The organism is Citrobacter sp. CK206, from assembly GCF_030333125.1.
GTDB lineage: Bacteria > Pseudomonadota > Gammaproteobacteria > Enterobacterales > Enterobacteriaceae > Citrobacter_B > Citrobacter_B koseri.
This window is the reverse complement of the sequence record NZ_JAOWGM010000030.1, coordinates 564,147-582,737: the sequence shown is the minus strand read 5'-3', so window position 1 is coordinate 582,737 and position 18,591 is coordinate 564,147. Positions and strand designations below refer to the sequence as shown.

General features: G+C 54.3%; 14 protein-coding genes, 2 tRNA genes and 1 other RNA gene. 8 read left to right on the top strand and 9 right to left on the bottom strand.

Annotation, left to right across the window (positions count from 1 at the left end):
- Window positions 1-43 precede the first annotated feature (43 nt).
- Complete coding sequence (hns, locus tag OGX81_RS19950; protein ID WP_012132196.1) at window positions 44-457, top strand: histone-like nucleoid-structuring protein H-NS; 414 nt, start codon at window positions 44-46, stop codon at window positions 455-457.
- A gap of 127 nt (window positions 458-584) precedes the next feature.
- On the opposite strand, the gene galU is transcribed toward hns, so the two are convergent.
- The 3 genes from galU to rssA form a co-directional block, all read right to left on the bottom strand.
- Window positions 585-1,493 (bottom strand): UTP--glucose-1-phosphate uridylyltransferase GalU, encoded by a 909-nt coding sequence (gene galU, locus OGX81_RS19945; RefSeq protein ID WP_012132194.1) that lies wholly within the window; start codon window positions 1,491-1,493, stop codon window positions 585-587.
- 201 nt (window positions 1,494-1,694) lie between these two features.
- Entirely contained in the window at window positions 1,695-2,708 is a 1,014-nt protein-coding gene (gene rssB, locus OGX81_RS19940) for a two-component system response regulator RssB (RefSeq protein ID WP_104868604.1), read from the bottom strand.
- Window positions 2,709-2,798: 90 nt separating this feature from the next.
- Complete coding sequence (gene rssA, locus OGX81_RS19935; protein ID WP_012132192.1) at window positions 2,799-3,704, bottom strand: patatin-like phospholipase RssA; 906 nt, start codon at window positions 3,702-3,704, stop codon at window positions 2,799-2,801.
- 111 nt (window positions 3,705-3,815) lie between these two features.
- On the opposite strand from rssA, the gene OGX81_RS19930 reads away from it, so the two are divergent.
- From OGX81_RS19930 to OGX81_RS19910, 5 genes are all read left to right on the top strand, one after another.
- The gene (locus tag OGX81_RS19930; RefSeq protein ID WP_104869127.1) at window positions 3,816-4,271 is read left to right on the top strand and encodes a YchJ family protein; all 456 of its coding nucleotides are present in this window, start codon (window positions 3,816-3,818) and stop codon (window positions 4,269-4,271) included.
- Window positions 4,272-4,323: 52 nt separating this feature from the next.
- Window positions 4,324-5,166, top strand: coding sequence for a formyltetrahydrofolate deformylase (gene purU / locus OGX81_RS19925; protein ID WP_104868603.1), 843 nt, complete (start codon window positions 4,324-4,326; stop codon window positions 5,164-5,166).
- Between the two features lie 158 nt (window positions 5,167-5,324).
- A tRNA-Tyr gene (locus OGX81_RS19920) sits at window positions 5,325-5,409 on the top strand.
- Between the two features lie 36 nt (window positions 5,410-5,445).
- Window positions 5,446-5,530 (top strand) — tRNA-Tyr (locus OGX81_RS19915).
- Between the two features lie 46 nt (window positions 5,531-5,576).
- A non-coding RNA gene (locus OGX81_RS19910) (RtT sRNA) lies at window positions 5,577-5,708 on the top strand.
- Window positions 5,709-5,907: 199 nt separating this feature from the next.
- Here the strand turns inward: OGX81_RS19910 and narI are convergent.
- From narI to OGX81_RS19885, 5 genes are all read right to left on the bottom strand, one after another.
- Window positions 5,908-6,585 (bottom strand): respiratory nitrate reductase subunit gamma, encoded by a 678-nt coding sequence (gene narI, locus OGX81_RS19905; protein WP_012132187.1) that lies wholly within the window; start codon window positions 6,583-6,585, stop codon window positions 5,908-5,910.
- Window positions 6,585-7,295 carry a nitrate reductase molybdenum cofactor assembly chaperone gene (gene narJ / locus OGX81_RS19900; RefSeq protein ID WP_286487633.1) on the bottom strand — a complete coding sequence of 237 codons (711 nt, stop codon included), beginning with the start codon at window positions 7,293-7,295 and terminating at the stop codon, window positions 6,585-6,587. The genes narI and narJ overlap by 1 nt, the downstream gene beginning before the upstream one ends.
- Window positions 7,292-8,827, bottom strand: coding sequence for a nitrate reductase subunit beta (gene narH, locus OGX81_RS19895; RefSeq protein WP_012132185.1), 1,536 nt, complete (start codon window positions 8,825-8,827; stop codon window positions 7,292-7,294). Before narH ends, narJ begins: the two co-directional genes overlap by 4 nt.
- A complete protein-coding gene (locus OGX81_RS19890) occupies window positions 8,824-12,567 on the bottom strand; it encodes a nitrate reductase subunit alpha (protein WP_012132184.1) in 3,744 nt (1,247 codons plus the stop codon). The genes narH and OGX81_RS19890 overlap by 4 nt, the downstream gene beginning before the upstream one ends.
- A 393-nt stretch (window positions 12,568-12,960) precedes the next feature.
- Window positions 12,961-14,352: a NarK family nitrate/nitrite MFS transporter gene (locus OGX81_RS19885; protein ID WP_024130296.1), complete on the bottom strand. Its 1,392-nt coding sequence runs from the start codon at window positions 14,350-14,352 to the stop codon at window positions 12,961-12,963.
- Between the two features lie 359 nt (window positions 14,353-14,711).
- Here OGX81_RS19885 and narX point away from each other — a divergent pair, with 359 nt between their 5' ends.
- Both narX and narL read left to right on the top strand, forming a co-directional pair.
- Window positions 14,712-16,508, top strand: coding sequence for a nitrate/nitrite two-component system sensor histidine kinase NarX (narX, locus tag OGX81_RS19880; protein WP_049010662.1), 1,797 nt, complete (start codon window positions 14,712-14,714; stop codon window positions 16,506-16,508).
- Entirely contained in the window at window positions 16,501-17,151 is a 651-nt protein-coding gene (gene narL / locus OGX81_RS19875; protein WP_104868602.1) for a two-component system response regulator NarL, read from the top strand. The genes narX and narL overlap by 8 nt, the downstream gene beginning before the upstream one ends.
- On the opposite strand, the gene OGX81_RS19870 is transcribed toward narL, so the two are convergent.
- Entirely contained in the window at window positions 17,152-18,558 is a 1,407-nt protein-coding gene (locus OGX81_RS19870; protein WP_024130295.1) for a YchO/YchP family invasin, read from the bottom strand.
- Window positions 18,559-18,591: the final 33 nt, after the last annotated feature.

The window sequence follows — 18,591 nt, the reverse complement described above, 5'->3', positions numbered from 1 at the left end:
TAGCTCAACAAACCACCCCCAATATAAGTTTGAGATTACTACAATGAGCGAAGCACTTAAAATTCTGAACAACATCCGTACTCTTCGTGCACAGGCAAGAGAATGTACCCTGGAAACGCTTGAAGAAATGCTGGAAAAATTAGAAGTTGTTGTTAACGAGCGTCGCGAAGAAGAAAGCGCCGCCGCAGCTGAAGTTGAAGAGCGTACCCGTAAACTGCAACAATATCGTGAAATGCTGATTGCCGACGGTATTGATCCGAACGAACTGCTGAATAGCATGGCTGCCGTTAAATCTGGCACTAAAGCTAAACGCGCTGCTCGTCCGGCTAAATATAGCTACGTTGATGAAAACGGTGAAACGAAAACCTGGACTGGCCAGGGTCGTACACCAGCAGTGATCAAAAAAGCGATGGAAGAACAAGGTAAACAACTGGACGATTTCCTGATCAAGGGATAATTCGGAATATGTTTGCTTAAAATCCCGCCAGTGGCGGGATTTTTTTTGCCCTTCCCTCATACCTCGTCTGTTCAGGGCAAAAAAAACGGCGCTGTTAAACAGCGCCGCGCCTTTCAGATTATACCGCTTACTTCTTAATACCCAGCTCGTCTTCAAGCCATGCTTTAAATTCAGCGCCCAGAGAATTATGACGGATGCCATATTCAACGAACGCCTGCATGTAACCTAATTTATTACCGCAGTCGTGGCTTTTGCCCTTCATATGGTAGGCTTCGACCGTTTCTTTTTCGATCAGCATATCAATCGCGTCGGTCAGCTGAATTTCGTCGCCCGCTCCCGGAGGGGTTTTCGCCAGCAGAGGCCAGATGTCCGCGCTCAGGACATAACGGCCAACTACCGCGAGATTAGACGGCGCGACATCCGCTTTCGGCTTCTCTACAACGCCAACCATCGGCACGCTTTCGCCCGGTGCCAGCGCCGCGCCCTTGCAATCAACAACGCCGTATGCGGTAACATCTTCAACAGGCTCAACCATAATCTGGCTACAGCCGGTTTCGTCAAAACGACGAATCATTTCAGCAAGGTTATCCTGAGACAGATCGGATTCGTATTCATCCAGAATAACGTCCGGCAGAATCACCGCGACGGGCTCATTACCAACAACAGGATGCGCGCACAATACGGCATGACCCAGGCCTTTCGCCAGCCCCTGACGCACCTGCATAATCGTTACGTGCGGAGGGCAAATAGATTGCACCTCTTCCAGCAGCTGACGCTTAACACGTTTTTCCAGCATGGCTTCCAGCTCGAAACTGGTATCGAAATGGTTTTCGATCGAGTTTTTGGAAGAGTGCGTCACCAGCACAATTTCAGTGATGCCCGCAGCAATACATTCATTCACGACATACTGAATTAATGGCTTATCAACCAGCGGCAGCATCTCTTTCGGGATCGCTTTCGTCGCCGGTAACATCCTGGTTCCTAATCCCGCGACCGGGATAACGGCTTTTTTGACTTTCGAATTTAGGGCAGCCATTTAAAAATCTCCTGGACTGTTCATGTATTGAACGTGTTCATCAATCTGTATCGCATCCGAGTATATCAGCACTGGTACAAGCCTCAGTTCCGAAAAGGACGCGTGTTAGTATAATTAAGACAAATACGTATAATCTGGCGCTGATAGTAGCACCCACAGAGAAAGGCGGGTAAATCAATTTCACTTTGCCTTTTCATTTGCTCATTCCGCAGACAACATAAGACGCAAACGCCCACCCGCGCCCCAAATTTGGCACTGCCATGACCCGCAGCGTTGGCTTAATTGGTTCAGGTAGGTATTGCCCAACGTGCCCAGCGGAACGCCATTACTGATCTGTACCTGGTGAGAACCGGTATTTAACGTCGCATTCAGGCCTGCTGAAACCAGTATCAAATTTTTAAGACCGCTGTGGTAATAACCCACTAATAGCGGAAACTGCCCCGGCAAATTCGCCTGCCGAAGCAGATGATTGACCTGTTTCAATAACGCCCCCAGTTCCGGCAAACGCTGATTCTGATGAGCGAGCTGTTCCTGTAATAAGCCATTAAATAGCGCCCGCAGTAATAACGCGGCCAGTACGCCATTATCCCCTGCCCGCGTCACGTCGAGGCAATAAAAAGCGAGATCGTTATCAGACAGCGGCGCAATATCCAGCACCAGACCGGGTTTGTCTGCCGCAACAAGTTGGCGGTAATTGATTCGGCAATGCGAGATAACCTGCTGAACCGGAGGTTGCAACTCCTGCAACAGCTTTGCTGCCGCCACCGGGTTATCAACCATCGCATCCCAGTCCCGAAACAGGCGTTCTTCTTCTTCAACCCGAGAGTTAAACATATTGGGATAGAGGCAGGCGAAGACGGTTTCCCGCAGACGATTGAGATCTTTCACTGGCTTTAGCAGGACGTCCTCAACGCCCAGTCGCAGCGCTTTGGCGATATCTGCCATATTTTCTGTCGCCGAGATAACCAGAATGGGGGTCTGATCGCCCCGATTACGTAAATGCTCTACCAGTTTGAGACCGTTCATCCTTGGCATCGCAAGATCGCAGATCATCAGATCAGGCGTAAAACTTCCCAGTAATTCCAGGGCGTCAAGACCATCGCCCGCCAGTGCCGTTGTCGCTCCCAAAGAGGAAAACCACGAATCCAGAAGCGAGCGAAATACAGGCTCGTCCTCCACAATAAGAATCTGTTTTCCGACCAATGGCTGCGTCATGTTTTCTCCCCTGACTGGCTTTAGTAAATAGTGGCATGCTATTGCCGCTCGCGCCTGTCAGAATTTGCTTAAGTGTGTATAAAAGGTGCGTTAAACGTCGGTACGCACCAAAGGCAAAAGTTCGTCCATCTTTTTCTCTACCGCCAGTTGTCCCGCAGCAATAGCGGCACTGGCACGGTGGAAGTCCAACGTGGATATTTGCGGACAGAACGGTTGAATCAGAATATCCGGCGGGTCGCCTGCCATTCGGTTGCGTTTAAGGCGGTTTTCCAGCACCTGAATGGACGTTGTCATAATCTCCATCGCCGTTGGCGCGGTGACCGCACGGCGTGAAGTCATGCTGCTGAGGCGCTCTTTCAAACGCGCATGCCAGGAGAGCGAATCATCACTCTCGTCGTTATCATTGCTGACATTCAAAGACAAAAGATCTTGCTGCATGAGGTGCGCATCGTGCTGAAGGTCGACCGCAATAACAATATCGGCGCCCATCGCACGCGTCAGAGAGACAGGAACAGGGTTAACGACGGCGCCATCCACCAGCCAGTAGCCGTTATGCGCCACCGGAGACATCAGGCCTGGCATACTGCAAGACGCGCGAACCGCAAGGTGCAGGTCGCCTTCGGTAAACCACAATTCTCGCCCTGTACTCAGGTTGGTCGCCACCGTACCAAAACGTCGGGTGCATTGTTCAAAATCCAGTACCGGCATAACGTTCCGGTACTGATTGAAGACGCGCTCGCCGCGCAGCAACCCTCCTCTGCGCCAGGAGAGATCCATCAGGCGCAGGACATCCCAGTAACTGAACGAACACACCCACTGTTCAAGCGCGGGCAGTTTATTGCAGGCGTATGCGGCGCCAACCAGCGAACCAATTGAACATCCCGCCACGATATCGATATCAATGCCCATGTGTTTCAGGGCTTTGATGACACCAATATGCGACCATCCTCTTGCGGCGCCGGAACCTAGCGCCAGCCCTATTTTAATTTTTCTCATCGTACGTAAAAACTTCCCCTGGCTTCCAGACGTAGCAACATCGTCACCACTCGGTTAACATAGCGCTACCCTGGCGTTTGTACGCCGTTTTTTTTATCCAGGGAGATGATTGTGTCTCAGCTTTGTCCCTGCGGTAGCGCTGTCGAGTATAGCCTATGTTGCGGCCCTATTGTGTCCGGTGAGCGAGTTGCACCCGATCCGTCACATCTCATGCGTTCTCGCTACTGCGCTTTTGTGATGAAAGACGCAAATTACCTGATTAGAACCTGGCATCCCGCCTGTGGTGCAACCGCCTTTCGGGACGATATTGTCGCGGGGTTCGCCCATACTGAGTGGCTTGGGTTGACCATTTTTGAAGAGAGCGGGTCAGACGCGGAAAACACAGGGTATGTCAGTTTTGTGGCCCGTTTTATCGAACAGGGAACACCCGGCGCGATTATTGAACGTTCGCGTTTCTTAAAAGAAAACGGTCAGTGGTACTATATTGACGGTACGTGCCCCCAGTTTGGTCGAAACGATCCCTGCCCCTGCGGGTCCGGCAAAAAATTTAAAAAGTGCTGCGGCTAAAACGCCTGACAGTGCTGATACAGCAAACACATTAAACAGGATTTACCCGGTAATGCACTCACTACAACGAAAAGTTCTGCGTACTATCTGCCCCGATCAGAAGGGCCTCATCGCGCGTATTACAAATATCTGCTACAAGCACGAACTCAATATCGTGCAAAACAACGAATTTGTTGACCACCGGACCGGGCGCTTCTTTATGCGCACAGAGCTGGAAGGCATTTTTAATGATGTCACGCTGCTTGCCGATCTCGACAGCGCATTACCGGAAGGTTCGGTGCGCGAGTTGAATCCTGCCGGGCGTCGCCGCATCGTCATTCTGGTCACCAAAGAAGCGCATTGTCTGGGCGATCTGTTAATGAAAGCCAACTATGGCGGGCTCGACGTTGAGATTTCCGCCGTAATCGGCAACCACGAAACCCTGCGACCTCTGGTTGAACGTTTTGATATTCCTTTCGAACTGGTCAGCCACGAAGGGTTAACGCGCGACGAGCACGATAAACAGATGGCGGACGCCATTGATGCGCACCAGCCTGATTATGTCGTGCTGGCTAAGTATATGCGCGTCCTGACGCCGGAATTCGTTTCCCGCTTCCCGAATAAGATTATCAATATTCACCATTCGTTCCTGCCGGCTTTTATTGGCGCACGTCCTTACCATCAGGCTTATGAGCGTGGCGTGAAAATTATCGGCGCTACTGCGCACTACGTGAACGATAATCTGGACGAAGGCCCGATCATTATGCAGGACGTAATTCATGTCGATCACACCTATACGGCTGAGGATATGATGCGTGCAGGGCGTGATGTTGAAAAGAATGTTTTAAGCCGCGCATTGTATAAGGTGCTGGCCCAGCGTGTGTTTGTTTACGGGAATCGCACCATCATTCTGTAATCGTCAACGATATGAATTGATTAGCTTTACTCCGTTACGGATGAAAAGTACGCAAACAGTTCATTTTAAGCAAAGGAATGCTTTACAGCGGCGTGTCATTTGATATGATGCGCCCCGTTTCCCAACAGGAAGCAGGCCAGTACAAAGCATTACCCCGTGGTGGGGTTCCCGAGCGGCCAAAGGGAGCAGACTGTAAATCTGCCGTCATCGACTTCGAAGGTTCGAATCCTTCCCCCACCACCATCTCTTCGCAAGACCTCTACAATTTGAATTACCCCTGGTGGGGTTCCCGAGTGGCCAAAGGGAGCAGACTGTAAATCTGCCGTCATCGACTTCGAAGGTTCGAATCCTTCCCCCACCACCATTACTTCCTGAAAGCACACAAACTACTTTTAATAACCTTGCCCTATATTCTGTCCTCACGGGGAAGGATGAGAAGCTTCGACTAAGGTTCGATTCGAGCGGAAGCGAGAAAGCGTTGCCGAAGGCAACGACCCGAAGGGCGAGGCGCAACGCGCCGAGTCATCCTTCCCCCACCACCATTATTTATCTGTTGCACCCCAGCCAAATTAAATTCCTGTACTCCATATTTTGCCCGGTGGCACTCCGTTTACCGGGCCTACATGATCACATAACCACATGTTATGTCCGATCGTAGGCCGGATAAGGCGCAGCCGCCATCCGGCAGACAGGCATAAAAAAACCCTGCCGAAGCAGGGTTTAGCCGCACGCAAAGCTGTATCAGCGACGGGCACGCACGACCTGGTATTTACGCGTCAGGTACTCGACCGGCGCGCTCCAGATGTGAACCAGGCGCGAGAACGGGAACAGCAGGAACAACGTCATCCCCAGCACCAGGTGCAGGCGGAAAATGAACGCTACGCCCTCTAAATGCTCAGACGCGCCGCCGTGGAACGTCACCACAGATTGTGCCCATCCCACCAGTTTCATCATTTCGCTACCGTCCATATGTTGCGCAGAGAACGGAATAGTCAGCAGTCCCAGCGCGCACTGAATCACCAGCAGAGAAAGGATCAAAATATCCGCTCCCGTGGTCGTTGCACGCACGCGTGGGCTGAACAGACGGCGTTTGAGCAGCAGTACGCCACCAACCAGCGTCATCACGCCACAGGCGCCGCCGGCAATCATCGCCATTTTCTGCTTCACTTCAATCGGCAGGAACGCTTCGTACATCCAGTGCGGCGTCAGCATCCCCAGGAAGTGACCCGCGAAGATCCCCAGAATACCGAAGTGGAACAGGTTCGAAGCCAGGTTCATCCCTTTGCGATCCAGCATCTGGCTGGAAGCCGCACGCCAGGTGTACTGACCGTAGTCATAGCGCAGCCAGCTGCCAATCAGGAACACTGACCCGGCAATGTACGGATAGATATCAAAGAAGAACATATTCAGGAAGTGCATTATTGCTGTCCTCCGGTGGTGATATTCAAATATTGCGGAGCGACAGCCCCGGCAAAACGACGCTGGTGAGCGGAAATCTCCGACTCGCCGCAACCCTGCTCAGCAAAGAATTTCACCTGTTCTTCTTCCCAGACGGCATCCAGTGCTTGCGGGGTATCGTCACGGACTTCATCCGCAATTTTATCTGCCACTTTGTCGCTGTCGATAACGGTATTAGCCAGCTTCAGCAGCAGATCGAACAGCACCGCATAGCGACTTTCCCGCTGTTGCAGACGTGCGCCCAGCAACGCCAGAATCGGCGCGATGTCCTGCAAGCCGCCAAGCGCGTCGTTTTTCGGCAACTGCGCCAGATACTCCAGATACAGCGGCAGATGGTCAGGCAACTCACGACTGTCGAGTTGCAGGCCGTGCTGCTCGTACTGCGCCATCAAGTCGACCATTGCCTGGCCGCGATCGCGGGATTCGCCATGAACATGCTCAAACAGCAACAGCGACGTGGCGCGACCGCGATCAAACAGTTCGCTGTAGCTTGCCTGTACATCCAGCATCTCCTGCGCAGTGAGATCGCGCAGGAAAACCGCCAGACTCTGAGCATCTTCTTTATCCAGGTTTTCAGATGACGCGAGTGCATCGAAAAGTTCCTGTTGATGCTGCCATAAGGCAGCATCCGGGTACTCGAGCAGACGCGAAACAATGACGAGTTCAATCATTGGTGCGGCTCCGTTTTGCTGCTCACATCGATGGCATCAATGCGGCGGCTGTTGAACAGGTTGAATTTGGTATCTGAACCGTGGCAACCATCGCCGAACGTAAAGCCGCAACCGCTTTTCTCCGGGAACGCCTCACGCGCCAGCTCACGATGGCTGCTCGGGATAACGAAACGGTCTTCATAGTTCGCAATTGCCAGGTAACGGTACATTTCCTGCGCCTGCGCTTCGCTCAGACCCACCTCTTCCAGCGCGCGGGTATCCAGTTTACCGTCAACGGTTTCCGCACGTTTGTAGTGACGCATCGCCAGCATACGTTTCAGCGCCAGCAGTACCGGCTGAGTGTCGCCTGCGGTCAGCAGGTTCGCCAGGTACTGAACCGGGATACGCAGGCTTTCCACGTCCGGCAGGATGCCGTTGCTGCCCAGTTCGCCGGCGTCCGCCGCAGACTGAATCGGTGACAGCGGCGGCACGTACCAGACCATCGGCAGCGTACGGTATTCCGGGTGCAGCGGCAGCGCCAGCTTCCAGTCCATCGCCATTTTGTAAACCGGGGACTGCTGCGCCGCATCGATAACGCTCTGCGGAACGCCGTCTTTCAGCGCTTGTTCAATGACCGCCGGATCGTTCGGATCGAGGAACACATCCAGTTGGCGCTGATACAGATCTTTCTCGTTCTCCGTGCTGGCTGCGCTTTCAATCGCATCGGCGTCATACAGCAGCACGCCAAGGTAACGGATACGACCCACGCAGGTTTCGGAACATACGGTCGGTTGACCCGCTTCAATACGCGGATAGCAGAAAATACACTTCTCGGACTTCCCGCTCTTCCAGTTGAAATAGATCTTCTTGTACGGACAACCGGTGATGCACATACGCCAGCCGCGGCATTTGTCCTGATCAATCAGGACGATGCCGTCCTCTTCACGCTTGTAGATGGCGCCGCTCGGGCAGGTCGCCACGCACGCCGGGTTGAGGCAGTGCTCGCACAGACGCGGCAGATACATCATGAAGGTGTTTTCGAACTGGCCGTACATCGCCTTCTGCATGTTTTCGAAGTTCTGGTCTTTGGCGCGTTTTTCAAATTCGCCGCCCAGAATTTCTTCCCAGTTCGGACCGCTGGTGATTTTGTTCATCCGCTGACCGGTGATCAGCGAGCGCGGGCGCGCAATCGGCTGATGCTTGCTTTCCGGCGCGGTATGCAGGTTCTGGTAGTCGTAATCAAACGGCTCGTAGTAATCATCAATGCCCGGCAGATGCGGGTTAGCGAAGATTTTACCCAGCAGCATCGCACGGTTGCCCATGCGAGGTTGCAGTTTGCCGTTAATTTTACGGACCCAGCCGCCTTTCCATTTTTCCTGATTTTCCCAGTCGTTCGGGAAACCGACGCCAGGCTTACTTTCCACGTTATTGAACCAGGCGTATTCCATACCTTCACGGCTGGTCCAGACGTTTTTACAGGTCACTGAACAGGTGTGGCAGCCGATGCATTTATCGAGATTCAGCACCATGCCGACTTGTGAACGAATTTTCATTTTACGCTCTCCTGTACCTGGTCATTGCCTTCGCCATCCAACCAGTTAATGTTCTTCATCTTACGCACCACAACAAACTCATCGCGGTTTGAACCGACCGTACCGTAGTAGTTAAAGCCGTAGGCCAGCTGCGCATAGCCGCCGATCATGTGGGTCGGCTTCGGCGTGATACGGGTTACCGAGTTGTGAATACCGCCGCGCTGCTGGGTAATTTCTGAACCCGGCAGGTTAACGATACGTTCCTGCGCGTGGTACATCATGGTCATCCCGGCCGGAACACGCTGGCTTACCACCGCGCGTGCCGTCAGCGCACCGTTGCTGTTAAAGACCTCGATCCAGTCGTTATCTTCAATACCCAGATCTTTGGCATCGGTTTCGCTCATCCAGACAATCGGCCCACCGCGCGACAGCGTCAGCATCAGCAGGTTGTCGCTGTAGGTAGAGTGGATACCCCACTTCTGGTGCGGCGTCAGGAAGTTGAGCGCTTTTTCCGGGTTGCCGTTAGATTTCTCACCCATCACCGCTTTCACTGAACGCGTGTCGATTGGCGGACGGTAAACCAGCAGGCTTTCGCCAAAGTCACGCATCCACTGATGATCCTGATACAGGGACTGGCGGCCAGACAGCGTACGCCACGGAATCAGCTCGTGAACGTTGGTATAACCGGCGTTGTAAGAGACGTGTTCATCTTCCAGGCCAGACCAGGTCGGGCTGGAGATAATCTTACGCGGCTGCGCCTGAATATCGCGGAAGCGGATTTTCTCTTCTTCTTTATTGGTCGCCAGATGCGTATGGTCGCGACCGGTGAACTCACTCAGCGCCGCCCAGGCTTTCACCGCTACGTGGCCGTTAGTTTCCGGCGCCAGCGTGAGGATCATCTCGGCGGCATCAATCGCGGTATTCAGCATCGGCTGGCCTTTTGCCGGGCCTTCAGCTTTGGTGTAATTGAGCTTACGCAGCAAATCCATTTCGCTCTGAGTGTTCCAGGCGATACCCTTGCCACCGTTGCCGATTTTCTCCATCAGCGGGCCGATAGAGGTAAAGCGCTCATACGTCGCCGGGTAGTCGCGTTCCACCGGAATGATGTGCGGCGCGGTTTTACCTGGGATCAGGTCGCATTCGCCTTTTTTCCAGTCTTTCACGTCCAGCGGCTGCGCCAGTTCGGCAGCGGAGTCGTGCTGAATCGGCAGCGTCACCACATCGGTTTCTTTGCCAAGGTGTCCCACGCAGACTTCAGAGAATTTCTTCGCGATGCCTTTATAGATTTCCCAGTCGCTTTTCGATTCCCAGGCCGGGTCAACGGCGGCAGACAACGGGTGAATAAACGGATGCATATCCGAGGTATTCATGTCGTCTTTTTCATACCAGGTGGCGGTCGGCAGCACGATGTCGGAGTACAGGCAGGTGCTCGACAGACGGAAGTCCAGCGTCACCACCAGGTCCAGTTTGCCGTCAAGACCGTTATCCTGCCATTCCACTTCTTCCGGCTTCACGCCGCCCTGCATACCCAGATCTTTGCCCTGAATACCGTTTTCCGTACCCAGCAGGTACTTCAGCATGTACTCATGCCCTTTACCGGATGAACCCAGCAGGTTCGAGCGCCAGATAAACAGGTTACGCGGGTGGTTTTTCCCGTTTTCCGGCTGCTCCGCCGCAAAACGAATCGAGCCTTCTTTCAGCGATTTAACGGTGTAATCCACCGCCGTCATTCCGGCTTTTTCCGCTTCACGCGCGATGTACAGCGGGTTGGTGCCCAACTGCGGCGCAGACGGCAGCCAGCCCATGCGTTCAGCACGCACGTTGAAGTCGATCAGATGACCGCTGTAGCGGGATTTATCCGCCATCGGCGACAGCAGTTCCTGCGCGGTAACCGTCTCGTAGCGCCACTGGCTGGAGTGGTTATAGAAATAGGAGGTGCTGTTCATGTGACGCGCCGGACGCTGCCAGTCAAGAGCAAACGCCAGCGGCTGCCAGCCAGTCTGCGGACGCAGTTTTTCCTGGCCGACATAGTGCGCCCAGCCGCCGCCGCTCTGACCGATACAGCCGCAGAACACCAGCATGTTGATAAGCCCACGATAGTTCATATCGAGGTGATACCAGTGGTTCAGGCCGGCGCCGACGATGATCATTGAACGACCATGCGTCTTATCGGCGTTGTCCGCAAATTCACGGGCGATACGGGTGATTTGCGCACGCGGTACGCCGGTTATCTGCTCTGCCCACGCCGGAGTATAGGCTTTAATGTCGTCGTAGCTGGTTGCGCAGTTTTCGTCGTTCAGACCGCGTTCCAGGCCATAGTTCGCCATCGTCAGATCGTAAACGGTAGTCACCAGCGCGGTGGTTCCGTCCGCCAGTTGCAGGCGTTTCACCGGCAGCTTGTGCAGCAGAACGTTTTGCAGCTCGACTTTGTTGAAGTGTTCAGTGCCTTCACCGCCAAAGTACGGGAAGCCCACTTCTGCGATATCATCCTGGCTACCCAGCAGGCTGAGTTGCAGTTCGGTTTCTTCGCCTGACGTACCGTCACGCTGTTCGAGGTTCCATTTGCCTTTCTCGCCCCAGCGGAAGCCAATAGAACCGTTCGGCGCAACCATATCGCCGCGGGTGTTGATGGCAACGGTTTTCCATTCCGGGTTGTTTTCCTGCCCCAGCGCGTCAATAAGATCGGCGGCGCGCAGCATACGGCCAGCGGCATAGTAACCGTCGCGTTCTTCAAGCATCACCAGCATCGGCATGTCGGTATAGCGACGGACGTAATCGGTGAAATACTGGCTCGGGTTATCAAGGTGGAATTCACGCAGCATGACGTGGCCCATCGCCAGCGCCATCGCGGCGTCAGTCCCCTGCTTCGGCGCCAGCCACAGGTCGCACAGCTTGGCGATTTCAGCGTAGTCAGGCGTAACGGCAACTGTTTTGGTGCCTTTGTAACGCACTTCAGTAAAGAAGTGGGCATCCGGGGTACGGGTCTGCGGAACGTTAGAGCCCCAGGCGATGATGTAGCTGGAGTTGTACCAGTCAGCGGATTCCGGTACGTCCGTCTGCTCGCCCCAGGTCTGCGGAGACGCAGGCGGCAGGTCGCAGTACCAGTCGTAGAAGCTCAGGCAAGTCCCGCCGATCAGAGACAGGTAACGAGCACCGGATGCGTAAGAGACCATCGACATTGCCGGAATCGGCGAGAAGCCCGCCACGCGATCGGGACCGTAATTTTTAATGGTATAAACGTTGGATGCCGCAATCAGTTCGTTCACTTCCTGCCAGGAAGAACGAACGAAGCCACCACGACCACGCGCTTGTTTGAAGCTTTTTGCTTTATCGGCGTCTTCGATGATGGAAGCCCAGGCTTCTACCGGATCGCTGTGCAGTTTTTTCGCATCACGCCACATTTTCATCAGGCGCTTACGCATCAGCGGATATTTCAGGCGGTTTGCGCTGTAGAGATACCAGGAGTAGCTCGCACCGCGCGGGCAGCCGCGAGGTTCATGGTTCGGCATATCCGGGCGGGTGCGCGGGTAGTCTGTCTGCTGGGTTTCCCAGGTGACCAGACCGTTTTTCACATAAATTTTCCAGCTGCAAGAGCCGGTACAGTTTACCCCGTGGGTTGAACGCACGACTTTGTCATGCTGCCAACGTTGGCGGTATCCATCCTCCCAGTCCCGGTTTGTTTCGAGAAGCTGGCCGTGCCCATCGGCAAAGGTTTCGCCCTTCTGTTTGAAGTAGCGAAACCGGTCCAGGAATTTACTCATCGGGTTTCTCCTGTTTGGAGCCTGACGGCTCTCTGATAAATCGACATTGCTGGATTGGCTGTGAAGGTAACGCTCTGAAAGGGCGTCAGAATTGATAACGATCAAGGCAGACGGGGATGAAAATCGGGGGTGTTTTTTGACATACCCCTTAAGGAGGATGATTTTTATTCATTCAACATACTGATTAATATGAATATTTTTAAATTCATCCATTATGTAAATGTTAAATTCTTTATAAGTGGGTATTAAGGGGTATGCCCCCTGCAAGGCATAAATGAACGCCGTTCTGACAAACCGGCGTTGTTTATTTATAAATAAGTATGTTGTAACTAAATACAGGCAAAAAAAAGCGCGGTCTAACGCCGCGCAATGGATAATCAAACAATTACTTTTTTATTTTTTAGAATGACGTCCGTATACCGCCCAGGTGATGACTACGCAGGCGATATAGAAAATCAGGAACACTTTCATCGCATCGACCGGTGAGCCGGTTAATGCCAGAGATGTCCCGAATGCTTTCGGAATAAAGAAACCGCCGATTGCGCCAATCGCAGAGATAAAGCCCAATGCGGCTGCGGTATCGGTCGCGGCTTCACGCAGCGCTTTCTCTTCAGAACCCCCTTCCGCTTTAACCCTGTCCATCGTCAGCTTACGGAAAATAACGGAGATCATCTGGAAAGTAGACCCACTGCCCAGCCCGGCAGTCAGGAACAGCGCCAGGAAGACAACGAAGAAGGCGATAAAGCTGCCGCCCTGGCCGTTAGAAGGCAAGGTCAGGAACAGTAAGGCGCTGAAAATCGCCATCAGCACAAAGTTAACCAGCGTCACGCGCGTTCCGCCCAGACGGTCGGAAATTGCCCCGCCCGCAGAACGGGCCAGCGCGCCGATTAACGGCCCGAAGAAGGCATAATGCAGGATCTGTACTTCCGGGAACTGCGTTTTGGACAGCATCGCAAACCCGGCGGAGAAGCCGATGAATGAACCGAACGTAGCCAGATACAGCAGGCTCATCATCCACAGGTGCCCACGTTTAAGTACCGGCAACTGATCTTTCAGCGAAGCCTTCGAGGTCGCCAGCTCATTCATACCGAACCAGGCGGCCAGGGTGAAAATGGCCAGGAACGGCACCCAAATCCAGGCGGCGTTCGCCAGATACAGCTGCGAACCGTCCGGCTGTTCCACACCGTGACTGCCAAATACGGCAAAGACAGACAACGAGACCACCAGCGGCGCGACCAGCTGCATAACGCTCACGCCCATGTTGCCTAAACCGCCGTTCAGACCCAGCGCACCGCCCTGTTTCTGTTTTGGAAAGAAGAAGCTGATGTTAGCCATGCTGGAAGCAAAGTTCGCGCCGGCAAAACCGCACAGCAGAGAAATCAGAATAAAGGTGCTAAACGGCGTGGAGGTGTCCTGTACGGCAAAACCTAACCATACGCAAGGAATGACCAGAATCCCGGTGCTGAACGCCGTCCAGCGGCGGCCGCCAAACAGAGGAACCATAAAGGAGTATGGCACACGCAGTAATGCGCCAGAAACAGACGGCAAGGCGGTCAGCATGAACAGCTGATCGGTGGTGAAGTTAAAACCGACCTTCGGTAAATTCACCGCGACAGCGCTGAATAACATCCATACACAAAACGCCAGCAGCAAACAGGGGACGGAAATCCACAGGTTGCGGCTGGCAACACGATGACCACGCTGTTCCCAGAAAGCGGGATCTTCCGGCCGCCATTCTGTGATTACAGCTCCAGATGCCCTTTCGGGGGCAGATGAGTGACTCATAGACACCTCTGTTACTCGATTCGATGTCTGCCACATTAGGGTTTACAGCCGGGGGTAAGTTGATATAAATCAAAGGAAAAGCCGTCATTATTCGCGGCTAAAAATTATCATGCCCCTTAGTGAGTAGGCTTTGTCGACAAAAAAGATGTGGTTTTTCACGGTGCTGTATAACCCTACCCCCCGGCTTCGCGATCCCCTCCCACCACCAGCAATTAAGAGGTAACTCGTTATAGGTATGGGTATACTCCAGGGTATGGCTGAGAATAACGTCACTGTCGAAACGCCCCTCGGTGAGCATCCCGGCAGAATCGTCATTCATTAAGGTTTCCTGAGCAGGAAGCCTGAAGGAAGAAGTCTACATGTTTAAACGTTGTCTCTCTCCACTCACGCTGGTCAACCAACTGGCGCTTATTGTTCTCCTGTCCACCGCTATCGGTGTGGCGGGCATGGCTATCTCTGGCTGGCTGGTTCAGGGCGTACAAGGCAGCGCCCATGCGATCAACAAGGCCGGTTCGCTGCGTATGCAGAGCTATCGTCTGCTGGCAGCAGTGCCGCTGAGCGCCCACGACCAAAAGCTGCTGGATGAGATGAAACAGACGGCGTTCAGCCCTGAACTGACCCGCGCTGCGGAACGCGACGGGCAACAAGAGCAGCTTCGCGCGCTACAGGACTACTGGCATACGGAACTGGCGCCAGGGCTGCAACGCGCGCAGGACAGAAACGCCGTTGCCGGCGATGTTATGCGTTTTGTCACCGGTCTGGATCGGTTAGTCACCGCCTTTGATCACACGACCGAGCTGCGCATTGAGCGCGTGGTGATGGTGCATCGGTTAATGGCCATCTTTATGGCGCTGCTGTTCGTCTTTACGATCATCTGGCTACGAGCGCGCCTGCTGCAACCGTGGAAACAACTGCTTTCGATGGCGCGAGCCGTCAGCCAGCGCGACTTCACCCAGCGGGCGCATATCAGCGGGCGCAATGAGATGGCGATGTTAGGCTCAGCGCTCAACAACATGTCAGAAGAGCTGGCCGAAAGTTACGCCGTACTGGAACAACGCGTGCAGGAAAAGACAGCCGGGCTGGAGCATAAAAACCAGATCCTCTCATTCCTGTGGCAGGCCAACCGCCGCCTGCATTCCCAGGTGCCGCTGTGCGAGCGCCTCTCCCCGGTGCTGAACGGCCTGCAAAACCTGACGCTGCTGCACGATATTGAACTGCGGGTTTATGACCTGGAAGATGAAGATAATCATCAGGAGTTCACCTGCCAGTCCGACAGCAGTTGTGATGACAAAGGGTGCCACCTCTGCCCGCGCGGCGCGCTGCCCGCGATCAACGGCGGCACCACGCTGAAATGGCGACTTACCGATGCCCATACGCAATACGGCATTCTGCTGGCGACGCTGCCGCACGGGCGCCATCTGAGTCACGATCAGCAGCAGATGATTGATACGCTAGTCGAGCAATTGACCGCTACGCTGGCGCTGGACAGAAATCAGGAACGCCAGCAACAGTTGATTGTGATGGAAGAGCGTGCCACCATTGCCCGCGAACTTCATGATTCTATTGCACAATCGCTCTCCTGCATGAAGATGCAGGTCAGCTGTCTGCAAATGCAGGGCGCGACGTTGCCGGAAAGCAGCCGCGAGTTGCTCAGCCAGATCCGCAACGAACTGAATACCTCCTGGGTACAGCTACGTGAACTGTTGACCACCTTCCGGTTACAGTTGACCGAACCCGGCCTGCGGCCTGCGCTGGAGGCGAGCTGTCAGGAATATAGCGCCCGATTTGGTTTTACGGTGAAGCTGGATTATCAGCTCCCGCCGCGACGGGTGCCGTCGCATCAGGCTATCCACCTGTTGCAAATTGCCCGCGAAGCGTTAAGTAACGCCCTCAAGCATTCCCATGCCGATGAGGTGGCCGTCGCCGTGGTGCAAAATGGCAATCAGGTCAAACTGACAGTAAAAGACAACGGCTGCGGCGTACCAGAAAACGCCGAGCGCAGTAACCATTATGGCATGATTATTATGCGTGACCGCGCGCAGAGCCTGCGTGGCGATTGTCGTGTACGCCGTCGTGAGACGGGCGGTACGGAAGTTGCTGTCACCTTTATTCCCGAAACAAACTTCACAGAAGTCCAAGGAGATACCCATGAGTAATCAGGAACCGGCTACCATCCTGCTGATCGACGATCATCCGATGTTACGGACCGGTGTTAAACAGCTTGTCAGCATGGCGCCCGATATTAGAGTGATCGGCGAAGCCAGTAATGGCGAGCAGGGTATTGAGCTGGCAGAGTCTCTTGATCCCGATCTGATCCTGCTGGATCTGAACATGCCGGGCATGAACGGTCTGGAAACCCTGGATAAGCTGCGTGAGAAATCACTGTCAGGCCGTATCGTGGTATTCAGCGTGTCCAATCATGAAGAAGACGTGGTGACGGCGCTGAAGCGCGGCGCAGACGGCTATCTGTTAAAAGATATGGAGCCGGAAGATCTGCTGAAAGCCTTACAGCAAGCGGCCGCTGGCGAAATGGTGCTGAGCGAAGCGTTAACGCCGGTTCTGGCCGCCAGCCTGCGGGCAAACCGCGCGACCTCTGACCGCGACGTGACCCAACTGACGCCGCGCGAACGCGATATCCTGAAGCTGATCGCCCAGGGGCTGCCGAATAAAATGATCGCCCGCCGCCTGGATATCACCGAGAGTACGGTCAAAGTGCATGTGAAACATATGCTGAAGAAGATGAAGCTGAAGTCACGCGTCGAAGCGGCGGTATGGGTGCATCAGGAACGCATCTTCTGATTACTCCTCCGGGAGCAGCTTCCAGCGCGGATCGTTATCGGGCATCGCCATAAACGGTTCAGTCAGTGATAGCGTGATCTCATTGGAGGAGACACGCTGGCCCTGCTCATCTTCAACAACGACCGACAGCCGCCAGCGATTTGTCGCCCCTTCGCTGCTGTCCCAGGCCGGCATGATAATGGTCCAGCCCTCTGCGCTGTCCGCCTTCGCTCCTGCCGTCAGACTCAGCGCCTGCGTATCGCCCTGCCATGTTACATGACGAACGCCATGCCGACTGCGAATCTGCACCTTCAGCGGCACCGTCTCGCCAGGCTGGAGATCCCACGGCGGCGTCGCCAGAAAAACAGTGAGCGTTTTACGCTGACGGTACTCCATCGTCGGGAGATTATTGCGCTGTGGGTTGTCATAGCGACTGCCGCGCAACGACTGACTCTCCGCCACCTCGCTGGCCGACAGCTGTTTGTTCAGCGGCACGCCAAAACGGTAGTTCAGGTTCAACCCCAGATTATTCTGGCTCACCCCGCTCTCGCCCTGTTTATGTTGCGCCGTCACCGTCACCAGCGGCACCGGCGTGTAATTAAGCCCTAGTTTTACCGCTACCGGATTATGGTATCCCGTGCCTGAGTCGAACAGATCCACCCGTTCGCCGAAATACTGTTCCACGCTGACGCTGGTGTTGAGGTGTTGATAAAACGGCATACGCATCTGCGCAGTAACATCGTAGCCGCGCGCCATACGCTGCTCTAAGGCGGTGGTCTGTTCATGCCAGGAAGCGAAAGGCTGGTAGTAATTGGCGGATAATCGCAGGTATTCGCCCCACGCTTCCGCGCCAAATCCTGCCCGTTGCAGATTTTCATCCAGCAGGTTGTCATAAAAAGTGTTGTACCCTAACAGCCAGCCGTCGCGCGCCCAGCGTTGGCCGATGCCGACATTACTGACCAGGCCATCGTCCTGCTGAGTCAGCCCGAGTTGACTCCAGGTCAGATACCGCGTGTTGTCCTGCCAGGGAATAAACCAGCCCCCACGACTACCGGTAAAGCTCCCTTCGTTATCAATCCTGAGATCGACACTCGCATTCCCCCAGGGCGAAAGCCAGGACTCCAGTTGATGATTCACCTGTTCACTCACGGCGTCCCGCACCTGGCCAAACGCAAACTGACGCGCCTGCTCGCCGGTATCCAGCCCATTGTCGGTCATGCTCGCTTCGCCAAAGGCTTTCACCATCTCAGCAAACTGTTTTTCACCTTCGTGTGACTCAGGCGTCATGCCCAAATCAGGCAAACCATCCTGGTTGTTATCGAAGGGATTTTCCGCCTGTTGAATAAACGAGGATTGCGCGCTGGCAGTACCGCCTGCCAGCAGCAAGAGTATGCAAAGGGAAAGAGGGCGATAAACAATACGGCTCAAATTGTCAGCTGCTTTTACATTAAACGAATGAAA

Coding starts and splice junctions, on each gene's coding strand:
- hns (WP_012132196.1), top strand. CDS start 44: ATGAGCGAAGCACTTAAAATTCTGAACAACATCCGTACTCTTCGTGCA.
- galU (WP_012132194.1), bottom strand. CDS start 1,493: ATGGCTGCCCTAAATTCGAAAGTCAAAAAAGCCGTTATCCCGGTCGCG.
- rssB (WP_104868604.1), bottom strand. CDS start 2,708: ATGACGCAGCCATTGGTCGGAAAACAGATTCTTATTGTGGAGGACGAG.
- rssA (WP_012132192.1), bottom strand. CDS start 3,704: ATGAGAAAAATTAAAATAGGGCTGGCGCTAGGTTCCGGCGCCGCAAGA.
- purU (WP_104868603.1), top strand. CDS start 4,324: ATGCACTCACTACAACGAAAAGTTCTGCGTACTATCTGCCCCGATCAG.
- narI (WP_012132187.1), bottom strand. CDS start 6,585: ATGCACTTCCTGAATATGTTCTTCTTTGATATCTATCCGTACATTGCC.
- narJ (WP_286487633.1), bottom strand. CDS start 7,295: ATGATTGAACTCGTCATTGTTTCGCGTCTGCTCGAGTACCCGGATGCT.
- narH (WP_012132185.1), bottom strand. CDS start 8,827: ATGAAAATTCGTTCACAAGTCGGCATGGTGCTGAATCTCGATAAATGC.
- OGX81_RS19890 (WP_012132184.1), bottom strand. CDS start 12,567: ATGAGTAAATTCCTGGACCGGTTTCGCTACTTCAAACAGAAGGGCGAA.
- OGX81_RS19885 (WP_024130296.1), bottom strand. CDS start 14,352: ATGAGTCACTCATCTGCCCCCGAAAGGGCATCTGGAGCTGTAATCACA.
- narX (WP_049010662.1), top strand. CDS start 14,712: ATGTTTAAACGTTGTCTCTCTCCACTCACGCTGGTCAACCAACTGGCG.
- narL (WP_104868602.1), top strand. CDS start 16,501: ATGAGTAATCAGGAACCGGCTACCATCCTGCTGATCGACGATCATCCG.